The following is a 12,111-nucleotide window of genomic DNA, read 5'->3' as shown; positions in this document are numbered from 1 at the left end:
CGCCCCCATGCGAGAACTGCCTAAATCTGGATACGGATGATTTTCCGAATCCAGAAAATCCCCATCAACATGGAGCCAAAAGCCCCCATGACCAACTTATGCCCAGTAGGATCCTTGATCAGCAACGTCAAGTACTCCGGGGTCGTGACAATGATCGCCGCCGCCAACACGAAGGGTACTGCCACCAGAATCCAGGCCGACATTCGCCCTTCGGCCGACATGGTCTTGACCTTGCGCTGAAAGCGGAAACGCCCGCGTATCAGGCGGCTCAGGCGCTCCAGCACTTCGGTCAGGTTGCCACCGGTCTCGCGATGAATGAGGATCGAGGTCACCATCATCATCACGGTCATGCTCGGCACCCGCTCGAGCAGGCCAAGCATGGCCCTACGCACATCATTACCGTAGTTGATATCGGCGAAGGTCAGGCCGAACTCGTGCGCCACCGGCCCCTTGTGTTCATCGGCCACCAGGCGCAAGGTTTCATTGAAGGGGTGCCCCGCGCGCAACGCCCGGCACATGGATTCCAGCGCATCCGGCAAGTCCTCCTCGAACCTGGCGAAACGCTTGCCACGATCAGCGGAGATTTTCAGCAGCGGCAGCCAGAACGCCACGAACGCTGCCGCCAGCGCCAACCACCAGTAAGGAAAGAACAGCCAGGCCAGCATCCCGGCAGCCGCTGCCAGTACGAACCCGATCAGCAATACCCGATAGGCCCGGTACTCATGCCCGGCCTGCTCGATCATTTGCGTCAGCGACGCCATGAAGGGTAACTGCTCGAGCCGCGCCTCCAGCGGCGACAAGCGGGTCAGGTACTTCTGCCGCAACACGGTCTGCATGTTCGGCAGATGGCTTGCCCGCTCCAGGATCACCAGTCGGCCACGGATACGCTTACGTACTTTGCCCGCCTCGCCAAACACTGGTACCACCAACCCTTGGCTGAGAAGGAACACAGCCACGAACACCATGCCAAGAAATATCAGGATGTATTCACCGGGTATCTGACTCATGGCTGACGAGCCTCCATCCATTCAGGCCTGAACATCGTCAGCGGCAATTCTATGCCGCGCTTGGCCAAGGCATCGCGAAAGGCCGGGACCATGCCACTTGGCCGGAAGTCACCAAGCACCTGGCCCTGCTCGCCCACACCACTGCGGACAAAAGAGAAGATCTCGGTCATGGTGATGATCTCGCCTTCCATGCCGTTGATCTCCTGCACGCTGACCAACCGCCGCTTGCCGTCTTCCTGCCGCTCCAGCTGAATCACTACATCGATGGCCGACGCGATCTGCTGGCGCATGGCCTTGATCGGGAATGTGGCGCCAGACATCAACACCATGTTCTCGACCCGGCCCAACGCGTCGCGCGCGGTGTTGGCGTGGATCGTGGTCAGTGAGCCATCGTGGCCGGTGTTCATCGCCGTCAGCATGTCCAGCGCTTCGGCGCCACGCACCTCACCGATCACGATACGGTCCGGGCGCATCCGCAGGCTGTTGCGCACCAGCTCGCGCTGGCCCACCTCGCCGCGCCCCTCGATGTTCGCCGGCCGTGTTTCCAGGCGCACCACATGCGGTTGCTGCAGCTGCAGCTCGGCCGAGTCCTCGATGGTGACAATGCGCTCGTTGTGGGGAATGAAACTGGACAGCACATTGAGCATGGTGGTCTTGCCGCAGCCGGTGCCGCCGGAGATCAGCACGTTCAGCCGGCCTCGCACAATTGCCTTGAGCATCAGCGCGATGGCCGGGGTCAGGGCGCCGGCCTGGATCAGGCTTTCGATGTTGAGCAGGTCCACCGCAAAACGGCGGATCGAGATGCTCGGCCCATCAATGGCCAGCGGCGGAATGATCGCATTGACCCGCGAACCATCCTTGAGCCGGGCGTCGACCAGTGGCGAAGACTCGTCGATGCGTCGGCCCAGGCTGGAAACGATGCGGTCGATAATATTGAGCAAATGCTGATCATCGCGAAAACGCACATCGGTGCGCTGCAACTTGCCGAACCGTTCGACGTACACCGAGTCATGCCCGTTGACCAGAATGTCGGACACCGTATGGTCGGCCAGCAGCGGTTCCAGCGGGCCAAGGCCAAGCACTTCGTCGGTGATCTGCTTGATGATCAACTGGCGGCTGACAGAGCTCACCGGCGCCGAGTGTTCATCAAGCAAACGCTGACAGATATCGCGGATCTGCCGCACGGCCTCGGCCTGCTCGAGCGAGTCGAGCAAGGACAGGTCCATGACCTTGAGCAGTTGCTGATAGGTTTTTTCCCGCCACTCGGCTTCCACCGAGGTGACCTGGCTTTTCGTTTCAAACAGAACATCCGGTGCTGAATGCTCCCACGCCATCAGCGCCTCTGCCGGGTCCTTCGCAGCGCCACTGTGCTTCGACGGCGTCGATGCCTCGGGGGTGACTGCCTGTTTGCGCAAACGGTTACGGAAATCGCTAAGCATGGTTCACCCCCGAAAAACACGCTTGAAGGCGCGTTTGAACAGTCCACTTTCAGTGTCCACCTGCTTGCCAACCAATTCCTCGGCCAGCCCACGCAGCGCTTGGGCGATCGGGGAGCGAGGTGCTTGCAAGCCTAATGGCACACCGGTGTTCTGGCTCTGGTTGATGACGCTGAAGTCATTGGGCAGTTTCACGATATTGGTGCAGCGCAGCGCCTCGCCGATATCCTTGAGGCTGACCGGCGCCGCCTTGTCGTAGCGGTTGACCACCACCTCCAGCTGATTGCCGCGTACGCCCAGGTCATCGCGCAGGATGCGCGCCAGGGAACTGGCGTCACGCAGGTGGTTGACGCTCTGCTGCATGACAACGTACACCCGGTCTGCCTGCTCCAGCACCGAAGCGGTGATGTGATCGATCTGCCGCGGCAAGTCCGCCACCACCCAGTCATAGTTGGCGCGCGCCAGTTGCAGCAGCGCATCGAGCTGTTCGGCCTGGACATCCTGCGGCAGACACAATTCATTGGCGCGACTGCCAAGCACATGCAAGGACGGGCTGAAATGGCTGCAGAAGCCGCGCAGTGCCACCCCGTCCATCTCTTTTATCTGCTGCAACACATCCAGTTGGCTGTGCGACTGCGCCACATCCAGATGATGCGACACGCTGCCAAACTGCAGGTCCAGGTCCAGCAACAGGGCGTTGCCCTTGAGGCTGAGCTGATGCGCCAGGTTGCAGGCCAGTACCGTGCCGCCGGAGCCCCCCTTGGCATTCATCACCGCGATCAGTTTGCCGGTTGCCGTGCTGCTGGTCTGGGTCTCCATGAGCATACGGTTCAAGGCGGCGATAAGCTCCGTGGCAACGATGGGCTCCGGCAGAAAATCGCGGGCACCGGCCTGCATCGCCAGGCGCATGCCTTCCCGATCGTCCAGCAGGCCACACACCAACAGCGGCGGGCGCTCATGGGCCGGGCGTTGCAACAGGGCGGCCAGCTCCTCACGCCACAGCTGGCCAACGCGCAGCAGCAGGAAATCGGGCATCCGGTCCAGCCCGTACAAAGGGTCGCAATGCCCATTGCTCACCTGGCGAACATTCACCTCCAGGCCAGAGATGCGTTGACAGATTTCTTGCAACTGACGCAAGGCCAACGCGTCGGAGCTGCTGATCAACAGACGCATTCCGGGCTTGATGGCGGTAGCGGATATAGAAGATTCCCTTAGATTCAGCATGGCGTGATCTCCGGTGCGACATCCGCCTCGGTATGCCGCCCGAGGCTCTCGCGAGGTAAGGTCGCCTTGAATACTGGCAAGGTAATGGGTACGCCAAACCCTGGAATAAACAGGCTGAACTGGAAGTTCTGCAGCGTCAGTTGCACATAGCGGACAGCGGCAAACCCGCTGGCACTCACCAGATCACCGGGGTTGGCTACCGGCGCACCGTCCTTGTCCAGGTAACGCAGGGTCAGGTCCGAGGTGTCCAGGTCGGCCAGCAGGCTGCTGGCGCCACTGTCACCTGCGCTGTTGAATATCGCCCGGCGTAGCACCACCGGGTCACTGATATTGCATACCGCCGCCAGACGTGCGCCACGTCGCACGGACTCATTCAGCACGTTCACGGTGTAGTACAGCCGGCCTATTTCCAGTACGCCGAACAACAACGTGAACATCAACGCACTGACAATAGCGAACTCCACCACGTAAACGCCCTGCATGCCTCTGCGCTTCATCACAGTGCCCTCATCACGGTGGTGGCGACCAACGGGAAGTTCAGCGCCGTGCTATTGCCGATAAACGCCGGAATGCCACTGGCGATTAGCGGAGAAAAGACAGAACTGATGGTCACCTGCACGTGGTCGTTGGTGCCCGCCACCTTGGCCACCTGCACGGTAGTGTTGGCGGGCATGCCGGTCAGGCTGCAGGGCGGCGTGGAAGGTGCACCGTACACCGCCACATACTTGGTCATGCACTCGAGATCGGCGCTCACCTCGACCTTGCCCAAGGTCGAGTTCCAGGCCTGGCTGGCGACAAAGCGCGCGGCATCACGGCTGCCCTGCAGCAGGCTGTTGTACTGGTAAAGCATGCGGCCAAATTCGCCAAAGGCCAGCAAGGTCAGGAGCAACAGCGGCAGGGTGATAGTGAACTCGACGATTGCCACCCCTTGCTGACGCTGCGCACGCTTGAGCCGGTGAAGTTCCATGACAGCTCCTCAGGAGTCGGTGCTCGGTGTGCCACTGCCGTTGAGAAAGGTTTTGTACAGCTGGATGATCTGCGGGCCGGAATCGTCTTGCGGCGTGGGCCCCGGCACACCGTCACCCTCGCATTGCTTGACGAACTGGCCAAAGATCTGCGAATCACCGCCCGAGTTGTCGGCCGGCTGCACCACAAAGAAACAACCAAAACCGAGGACCGGAATTGACGATGCTCCCGAGTCCTTGCCGGAGCAGTCACCCATCACGATCTTCAGCATCCGCCGCTCGAAAACCCCACCCGACTGGCAACCCGTAGCGCCTGCGACACACGCGGCTGTCTGCGCGACATAGTCGTTGTAGTCGAACAGCGGCGTGCCGCCAGAAGACAGATTGCCGTTGCTCGAGGTGACGGGTTGGCCCTGGTACTCCTCCCGATCGTCGGCAACGTTGTACTTCATCAGCGGATTGCTATAGTCCGTCACCAGGTCTGGCGGATAGTCCGAACTATTGAGCGTCCCGGTGTACTCACCGAAGCGCGTGTTCAGGCCTTTCACGGATGGGCCAACCGTGTTGCCAGGTTTGGTGGCTACGTTGTCACCGACATTGCGGCAAACTGAACCGCCGCCAGCCATCAGCTCGCCAATGGTCTTGCCGCCAGAGCCAAAATCGAGCAGCTGGAAATTGCCCGGGCCAATCGGATCGCTGTTCTTGGAGGCTGATTTCAAGACCTTCAGGTCACCAAAGCGATAACCCCAGAACATGCCGGTATCTGGGTTATATTGATCCGGGTTGCCACACACCAGCAGCGGCGCAAGATCACATGGGCTGGTCGGGCTCGGCCCGGCGGTGGCAATCGCCGTCACCTGCTTGGCTCCCAAGGCGCCTGTACCGAATGACTGGGCGAAGCTCCAGAAAAAGCCTGCCAATGAGTAATTCGCTACCGAAACCCGCACATAAGTGGCATTAGTCGGCCCAGGGAAGGAGAAAGGCCCATAGACATTGTCTGCCAGCTCCACCACCGCGAATGCTCCAGGGTTGCCGCCGATTGCCGTCGACAGTTCGTTGTTGCCCGCAGCCTTGGCGTTTTCGTTCAGCGTAAAGAGCGCGGCGGCTCGCGCGGTACTGGCACTATTGCCAGAGCCCATCACCTGGCTCAGGGTCTTTGCACCACTCAGGGCGGCGGCGTCCACGGCATTCTGCAGTCGGGTCTTGTTCAACAACACGTGACCGCCATCGAGCACCAACGCTGCCATCATCAATATCGCGACCAGGGCGATCACGATGATGACAGTCACTGCCCCCCGCTGTTGGCCCGGCGGCGCGGTGAACATCCGTTGAGCTCGAAGAGTCATGATCACGCCCTCAATCAGCGAGTTGAATCAGTGACTTGGATCTGGATCGGCTGACCGACCTGCTGTGCATCGCCAGTCGCCCCCCGATAACCATTGATCACCTTCTCCAGCAACGGCCCATCGGCACCGGCGGCAGGCAGTTCGGTACCTGGGTTGGCGGCCACTTGCTTGTCGGCAATCTGCTGGTAGGTGGTCTGGTAAACGCTGTAGCCCAGCGGGCCAACGCGCCCTTCGTCGTAGGACATGCAACCGGACAATCCCGACAGCAGCGCGCAACACACGATCATGCTTCTCATGCTGGTTCTCCCCGATCAGTTCAGATCATGACCAAAATTGCCACCGCTGACCCCGAGGCTGACGGGCACCGCGCGCCCCGGCTCACTGCCCTTGGTCTTGCCGAGCAGGTAGAAGTCCAGGTCACTGGGTTCGACGAACTTCTCGGTGGGCAGGCGTACCGCCTTGGCATCCACCGGTTTGGCCAGGTGCGGCGTCACCAGGATCACCAGTTCGGTTTCACCGTTGATGAACGACTGGCTGCGGAACAGGTGCCCAAGTATCGGCAGGTCCCCCAGCCCCGGGAAACGGCTGACGAAATCGCGGGTGTTTTCGCTGATCAAGCCGGCGATGGCTATGGTCTGGCCATTGCCCAGTTCGACCGTGGATTCGGCGCTACGCTTGGTCAGCGACGGAATGACCTGGGTAACACCATCGCCCAGAATACTGTTGAGGCCTGTGTCGAGTACCAGCGAGTTGACGTTGGAAAGCTCGCTCACCGAGACATTCAGGTTGAGGTTGATACGCCCGGAGTCGAGCACCACCGGCAGGAACTTCACGCCGACACCGAATTCCTTGTATTCGATGGTGATGCCATCATCCTCGGTGATCGGGATCGGGAACTCGCCACCGGAAATGAACTCTGCCTGCTGGCCGGTCAGTGTGGTGAGGGTGGGTTCAGCCAGCACTTTGGCCGAACCATTGTCCTTGGACGCCTCCAGCACCACGTTGAAGAGGAAATCGTCGGACAGGAACTGGGCGAACAAGCCTTTGCCGCCACCAATCAGCGAGCCTGGCGAAAGGATCGACCCGCCACCCGGGGTCAGGCCCAGCCCCTGGCCATTGTTGAACCCGCCACCGCTCCAGTTGCCGGAGCTGCCAAGGGCATTGAAGCGGACGTTGAGGTTCTTGATCAGGCTGCGCTGCATCTCCGCCACCTTGACTTCCAGCATCACCTGCTGGCTGCCCCCGACGCTGAGCAGGTTGATCACCTCCAGCGACTGGGCCGGTGCAGCCTCGGCAGCTTCACCTTTGCCTTGCACCACACTCGAGGTTTGCGCGGCATAGGTCTTGGCCACTTTCATCGCTGTGTCCATGGCGGCAGCGCTGCGCACCTGGCCACGCAGCACCAGTGCGCCCTGGGCGCTGAACACCTCGATATTCTCCTCGGGCAGCAACTGGTGCAGTTTGGTCTTGAGCCCGGTGAGGTCATGCACGACCTCCACATCCATGGTCTCGATCAAGCGATTGCTGCTGTCCCACAGCAACACGTTGGTAGTGCCCAGGGAACGGCCGAGCAGGTAGAGCTGAGTGGGGCTGGTGATCAGGATGTCGGCGATATCCGGGTTGCCTACCGAGATTTTCCTGACCGGTGTACGAGTGCTGATCGTCCGCGACTTATAGATGGGTACCTGGACCATGTTGGTATTGGCCGCCGGCATGGCGCTGTAGCCCGCACCCGGTTCTGCAGCCTGCGCCACGCCAGCGAACAGCAGCTGCGTACCGAGCCCGCACAACAGGTACAGCCCTAGTCTCTGCAAAGTATTCATTGACTACTCCCTGCGAGGTGATCTCGTTCCTGCCGAAGGTTAGCTATTCGGACGCCAGCTGCCTCAGAATCTTGTTTTCGCTACTTCAACTTCAGTCCCGCGAATGATGGTGACCGAGCCAACTCCCCCGTTGCCTTTTGCCACCGGCTTTAGTTGGGGTTTGGCTACTGGCGGCGCAGCCTGGACCGGCGCGGCAACGGCTTGCGGTTGCTTCTGGGCATCCAGCGGGTTGCGCAGGGCCAGTTGCAACTTCCCTTCCGATTGCGCCTTGACCAGGATTTCTGCCTCCTTGGCCGACATTTCCAGGGTCACGGCACGCACTACCACCGGTTGGGTCTTGTCCGTCCCTGCCGTCTGGTCCACGGCCAATACCCGCAAGTCCTGGAGAATAGTCCTGGACTCTGCGTCATTACCGCTGCCGTCACTTTGCTTGGTCGCCAGTACATCGACCCGGTTACCCGGCAAGAGGAACCCGCCCACCCCGACCACGTCGTCCACGCGCACCGCAATGGCACGTTTGTCGGGGGCGATCAACGAAGCCAGGGTACTGCCACCCAAGTGCTCGGCCAGGCGTGCGCTGCGCAGCACGTCACCGCGCAACAGGGCGAAGGTGGCGATCTTGCCCAGCACCTTTTCGTTACTGTCGAAGGCATCGTCGGGTACTGCATCCTTGGGCATGCGCACGATGGCAACCTGCTGGGCCTCGATCATCTGCCCGAACGGGATCTCCACCGTGGCGACCACCACGTTCTTCATGTTGTCGTCCGGGACGGTGTTGAGCCGACCATCGAGCCAGTTGTTGGCCATCCAGGCGGCGCCAAGCCCCAGGGTCAGGGAAACGGCAATCAGGATCAGCGTACGGGCGCTCATATCTGCATCTCCTTATCCAAGGAAGTCGATCTGCACGAAGTAGCTTTGCCAAGCCCATTTCAGCTCCTGCTCCGACAACGGCCCCTCGCCGCCCAGGTAACGCTGACGGTCAAGTGCCATGTTCAGCAGGTCGCGAGGGTGGCACGGCACCAGCGGCACGCCTTCGGCCTCGTACAGCGCCTGTAGCGCATAGCGCAACAGCGAAGGGTCGTAAGCCAGGCCCAGGCGTTCGCACTCCTGGCGCCAGATGCGTTCGTACTCATCGACCTTCAGGTAGCTGAACTGCAGCTTGTAGCCGATGCGCCGCAAGAAAGCTTCGTCGGCCAGCTCCAGGGGATTCAGGTTGGTGGAAAACACCAGCACCAGATCGAACGGCAGCTCGCAATGACGCCCGCCACCCAGGTTGAGGAAGTCGCGCTTCTCTTCCATCGGCACGATCCAGCGGTTGAGCAGCTCGGCCGGGGCCATGCGCTGGCGGCCCATGTCGTCGATGATGAACAGGCCATTGCTGGCCTTCAGTTGCAAGGAGGCCTGGTACTGACGGGTACTGGGATCAAAGCGGACATCCAGTTGCTCCATGCCCAATTCGCCGCCAGTGATCACCACCGGGCGTTTACAACGCACCAGCCGACGATCGATTCCTTCATTGAGCAACAGGCTGTTCGGTTGCGCCTCTTCCTCCAGGCGCTGATGCACCTGGGGGTCATACACCTCGATGACCGACTCGTTGATTTCGATGGCATGGGGCACCCAGATGGCTTCGGCGAACAGGCGGATCAACCGGCTGCTGACGTAGGTCTTGCCGGTACCTGCGGGGCCATAAATCATGATGGCGCGCCCGGAGTTCAGCGCTACGCCCAGTTGATCGAGCATGCTCTCCGAGAGCACAACGCCAGCGAAGGCCGCATGCATGTCCTGCGTACTGATGCGGCCATGGTGGATTGTCTGCAGCTTGAGCAGGTCACGGTAGGCACTTACCGGAAAGGGCGCCGCGCCGATGTAGCCGCTGCGCGCCAGTGCATCCCGGGCGGTACCGCGGCCGCGCTCGGTCAAGCCGTAGCGCAGCACCTGCCCCCCCGTTTGCACACCTACCTGGCCCAGTACTTCGACACGACCATCCTTGCGCAGAAAGGCCAGTACTTCTTCTACCACTGCACCGGTCAGCGCCAGGCGCTCAACCAGGCGCGACAGGTCCAGCGTACCGGCGTCGTGCAAGTGCTTGCACAGCAAATCACCGAGAAAGCTTTCCGCCAGGCCAGTCTCGTGAACTGTACGTGGCTGAGGTGCCAGCCTCTGCACTGCGTCCTTGTCACAGGCGCAGGCACCACTGTCTCTGAGTGCGTACATTATTAGCCTCCCAGGCTATAGGCCTAGCGGCAGCCCAAACAGGCTGACAAGGGTTCCGGACAGGATCGCGACTGAATAAGGGAAAGGCTTACCTGCCACCTCATCCGCCTCCGGCGCAAAATAAGCCTGCGCCGTCAAGATCAACCAGTAGCGTTGTAACGTCTGTTTCAACTGCCCGCGCATGAGCACTATCAACATCCCGCACACGCCACCGGCAATCAGGCTAAGAAGTGCTGCAGAAAGTGCTTCATGCGGAGTAAGAAAGGTACCGACCATGGCCATCAGCTTGACGTCGCCGGCTGCCATGCCCCCCAGCGCGTACATCGGAATAAACACGGCAAACCCGATAAACATACCCACCACGCCATAACCCAGCCCGGTAAGTTCTGCGGAATAAACCTGGCCCGCCAACCCCAAACCCAACCCCAGCAAGATCAACATGTTGGGAATGCGGTGGTTACGAAGATCCCCGACCACCGCTATGCCCAGCAGCCCTAGCAGCACGACAATGGCGAACAGAGACTCTGCTGACATTGCTGCATCCCCCTTGGGGCTTAGTTAAGGATTTAGTTCAAGCAGTCGTGCCGCCAAGCGCAGTAATCAGCGCGTTGATCTTTACCTTCACTGCGGCTCCCAAGTTAGTGAACGCAGTAATCAGGGTGGCGGCAACCAACCCACCTGCTATCGCATATTCCACAACGGTCAAGCCATTTTCATCTTTGGCGAACTTCATCACCGAAGTCTTGATTGTTTGCAGAGTCATTTCGCTCACCTCGCTAAGGACATTATTTTTCTTCCCGGGCAGTGGTGTTTGCACTACCTGATGGGAATCCTAGCTAGAGGGTGACGGTAGGGGTTAGGAGATTTTTGCGAATCGCTAGGACTTTTTTACGGCCATTGGCCAGCACCGAAAAGGTGGACAAGGCCACCTGGAAAACAGGCTGGAAACCCGAATATGAGAAGTGCTTTCGTACGCATTTGCAGCCCGTTCAGGAACAGGTCCTGGCACGTTTGTTCAAAGCCGACAAGCGGTCGTCATAGCCAAAGACCAGCCCACGTGCGGAACCTGTCTAACATCAGGGTTTTACAAAACGCATAGAACGCGTTAAGCGAAAACGTTCTAAGGTAATAACCAAATTCATCGGCGAGTTAATAGTGTTTTGACAATACTGCTGCACGTAGGGAAACTCCCCAGCATAAGGTTAAGTCACGATGTCTAACCCAGGCACAAAGCCGCTGTTGTTGTGGTTCGATCTGACACGCGATCATTCCACCGAAGCGTTGATGGCACAGTTCAGTCATGTCTGCGACTGCAAACTGGCAAAGGCCGTCGCGCATTCCGAACGCCAACAGGCAGACATGATCTGCATGCATTTCGATCGCCCGGACACCCTTAACCTCAACCTGCTGCTGGAAGTGAAACGCAACTCACCGTCCATCCCGGTTACCATGTTCACCGTGCAGCACTCCGAAGAACTGGCCGTCTGGGCCATGCGTTCGCGGGTATGGGAATACCTGGTGTTACCGCTTACAAGCAGCGAGATGAGTCGCTACCTCGATGTGCTGAAGCAGCTTTGCGAAGTACGCCGCATGATCAAAAGTCAGGGCAATGCGCAGCAGATCGATCATCTGCCGTCCTTGCCCGACAGCATTCGCCTGACCGGCAAACACCACAAGCACAAAGCACTCAGCAAGGTCATGCCATACATCGACCAGCACTTTCGCGAATGCATCGATCAAAAGGATCTCGCCCAGCGCTGCGGCATGACCACGGCTCGCTTCAGCCGCCTGTTCAAGGAGGTCAACGGCCTTGGCTTTCTGGATTACATCTTGAGCAAGCGCATGAACCTGGCCATGGACTTGCTCCTCAACAGCCAGATGCCCATTACCAGCATTGGCTATGAGGCCGGCTTCAAGGACCCGTCCTATTTCGCCCGCGCCTTCAAGCAATTCACCAACTGCACGCCCAGCGAATACCGCCAGGCCAGCCAGCTCGGCGGGCCGGTCAGCGCAACCGAGCCCTTGAAAGGTTCAAATGCGCCCGTCCTGGATAGCGTGTTACCGAGTGCGGCGTTTCACAAGAACCGCTGAAC

Annotated in this window: 13 protein-coding genes; 1 reads left to right on the top strand and 12 read right to left on the bottom strand. The window is 59.8% G+C overall.

Annotation, left to right across the window (positions count from 1 at the left end):
* Nucleotides 1-20: 20 nt before the first annotated feature.
* The 12 genes from FQ664_RS05750 to FQ664_RS05695 form a co-directional block, all read right to left on the bottom strand.
* Nucleotides 21-1,007, bottom strand: coding sequence for a type II secretion system F family protein (locus FQ664_RS05750; protein ID WP_144170785.1), 987 nt, complete (start codon nt 1,005-1,007; stop codon nt 21-23).
* Entirely contained in the window at nt 1,004-2,446 is a 1,443-nt protein-coding gene (locus tag FQ664_RS05745; protein ID WP_144170784.1) for a TadA family conjugal transfer-associated ATPase, read from the bottom strand. Before FQ664_RS05745 ends, FQ664_RS05750 begins: the two co-directional genes overlap by 4 nt.
* Before the next feature lie 3 nt (nt 2,447-2,449).
* Nucleotides 2,450-3,667: an AAA family ATPase gene (locus FQ664_RS05740; protein ID WP_144170783.1), complete on the bottom strand. Its 1,218-nt coding sequence runs from the start codon at nt 3,665-3,667 to the stop codon at nt 2,450-2,452.
* Nucleotides 3,661-4,164 (bottom strand): TadE/TadG family type IV pilus assembly protein, encoded by a 504-nt coding sequence (locus tag FQ664_RS05735; protein ID WP_144170782.1) that lies wholly within the window; start codon nt 4,162-4,164, stop codon nt 3,661-3,663. The genes FQ664_RS05740 and FQ664_RS05735 overlap by 7 nt, the downstream gene beginning before the upstream one ends.
* Nucleotides 4,164-4,634, bottom strand: a complete 471-nt coding sequence (locus tag FQ664_RS05730) for a TadE/TadG family type IV pilus assembly protein (protein ID WP_144170781.1) — start codon at nt 4,632-4,634, stop codon at nt 4,164-4,166. The genes FQ664_RS05735 and FQ664_RS05730 overlap by 1 nt, the downstream gene beginning before the upstream one ends.
* A 9-nt stretch (nt 4,635-4,643) precedes the next feature.
* Entirely contained in the window at nt 4,644-5,981 is a 1,338-nt protein-coding gene (locus tag FQ664_RS05725; protein WP_144170947.1) for a TadE/TadG family type IV pilus assembly protein, read from the bottom strand.
* Between the two features lie 11 nt (nt 5,982-5,992).
* Nucleotides 5,993-6,274 carry a hypothetical protein gene (locus tag FQ664_RS05720; protein WP_144170780.1) on the bottom strand — a complete coding sequence of 94 codons (282 nt, stop codon included), beginning with the start codon at nt 6,272-6,274 and terminating at the stop codon, nt 5,993-5,995.
* Between the two features lie 15 nt (nt 6,275-6,289).
* Nucleotides 6,290-7,801, bottom strand: coding sequence for a type II and III secretion system protein family protein (locus tag FQ664_RS05715; protein ID WP_256675875.1), 1,512 nt, complete (start codon nt 7,799-7,801; stop codon nt 6,290-6,292).
* A 63-nt stretch (nt 7,802-7,864) separates the two neighbouring features.
* Entirely contained in the window at nt 7,865-8,671 is an 807-nt protein-coding gene (gene cpaB / locus FQ664_RS05710) for a Flp pilus assembly protein CpaB (RefSeq protein ID WP_144170779.1), read from the bottom strand.
* 12 nt (nt 8,672-8,683) lie between these two features.
* Nucleotides 8,684-10,018: a P-loop NTPase family protein gene (locus FQ664_RS05705; protein WP_144170778.1), complete on the bottom strand. Its 1,335-nt coding sequence runs from the start codon at nt 10,016-10,018 to the stop codon at nt 8,684-8,686.
* Between the two features lie 15 nt (nt 10,019-10,033).
* Entirely contained in the window at nt 10,034-10,552 is a 519-nt protein-coding gene (locus tag FQ664_RS05700; protein ID WP_144170777.1) for an A24 family peptidase, read from the bottom strand.
* Nucleotides 10,553-10,589: 37 nt separating this feature from the next.
* A complete protein-coding gene (locus tag FQ664_RS05695) occupies nt 10,590-10,781 on the bottom strand; it encodes a Flp family type IVb pilin (RefSeq protein WP_144170943.1) in 192 nt (63 codons plus the stop codon).
* A gap of 449 nt (nt 10,782-11,230) precedes the next feature.
* On the opposite strand from FQ664_RS05695, the gene FQ664_RS05690 reads away from it, so the two are divergent.
* On the top strand, nt 11,231-12,109 hold the full coding sequence (locus FQ664_RS05690) for a response regulator transcription factor (RefSeq protein ID WP_144170776.1): 879 nt from the start codon (nt 11,231-11,233) through the stop codon (nt 12,107-12,109).
* The last annotated feature ends 2 nt before the right edge of the window (nt 12,110-12,111 follow it).

Origin of the sequence: Pseudomonas persica, from assembly GCF_900291015.1 — a bacterium.
GTDB lineage: Bacteria > Pseudomonadota > Gammaproteobacteria > Pseudomonadales > Pseudomonadaceae > Aquipseudomonas.
Note: the sequence above shows the minus strand (reverse complement) of the source record. Positions and strands in the feature narration are given on the sequence as shown.

Excerpts from the sequence above, each read along its gene's own strand:
- FQ664_RS05750 (WP_144170785.1), bottom strand. The coding sequence starts at position 1,007 with ATGAGTCAGATACCCGGTGAATACATCCTGATATTTCTTGGCATGGTG.
- FQ664_RS05745 (WP_144170784.1), bottom strand. The coding sequence starts at position 2,446 with ATGCTTAGCGATTTCCGTAACCGTTTGCGCAAACAGGCAGTCACCCCC.
- FQ664_RS05740 (WP_144170783.1), bottom strand. The coding sequence starts at position 3,667 with ATGCTGAATCTAAGGGAATCTTCTATATCCGCTACCGCCATCAAGCCC.
- FQ664_RS05735 (WP_144170782.1), bottom strand. The coding sequence starts at position 4,164 with ATGAAGCGCAGAGGCATGCAGGGCGTTTACGTGGTGGAGTTCGCTATT.
- FQ664_RS05730 (WP_144170781.1), bottom strand. The coding sequence starts at position 4,634 with ATGGAACTTCACCGGCTCAAGCGTGCGCAGCGTCAGCAAGGGGTGGCA.
- FQ664_RS05720 (WP_144170780.1), bottom strand. The coding sequence starts at position 6,274 with ATGAGAAGCATGATCGTGTGTTGCGCGCTGCTGTCGGGATTGTCCGGT.
- FQ664_RS05715 (WP_256675875.1), bottom strand. The coding sequence starts at position 7,801 with ATGAATACTTTGCAGAGACTAGGGCTGTACCTGTTGTGCGGGCTCGGT.
- cpaB (WP_144170779.1), bottom strand. The coding sequence starts at position 8,671 with ATGAGCGCCCGTACGCTGATCCTGATTGCCGTTTCCCTGACCCTGGGG.
- FQ664_RS05705 (WP_144170778.1), bottom strand. The coding sequence starts at position 10,018 with ATGTACGCACTCAGAGACAGTGGTGCCTGCGCCTGTGACAAGGACGCA.
- FQ664_RS05700 (WP_144170777.1), bottom strand. The coding sequence starts at position 10,552 with ATGTCAGCAGAGTCTCTGTTCGCCATTGTCGTGCTGCTAGGGCTGCTG.
- FQ664_RS05695 (WP_144170943.1), bottom strand. The coding sequence starts at position 10,781 with ATGACTCTGCAAACAATCAAGACTTCGGTGATGAAGTTCGCCAAAGAT.
- FQ664_RS05690 (WP_144170776.1), top strand. The coding sequence starts at position 11,231 with ATGTCTAACCCAGGCACAAAGCCGCTGTTGTTGTGGTTCGATCTGACA.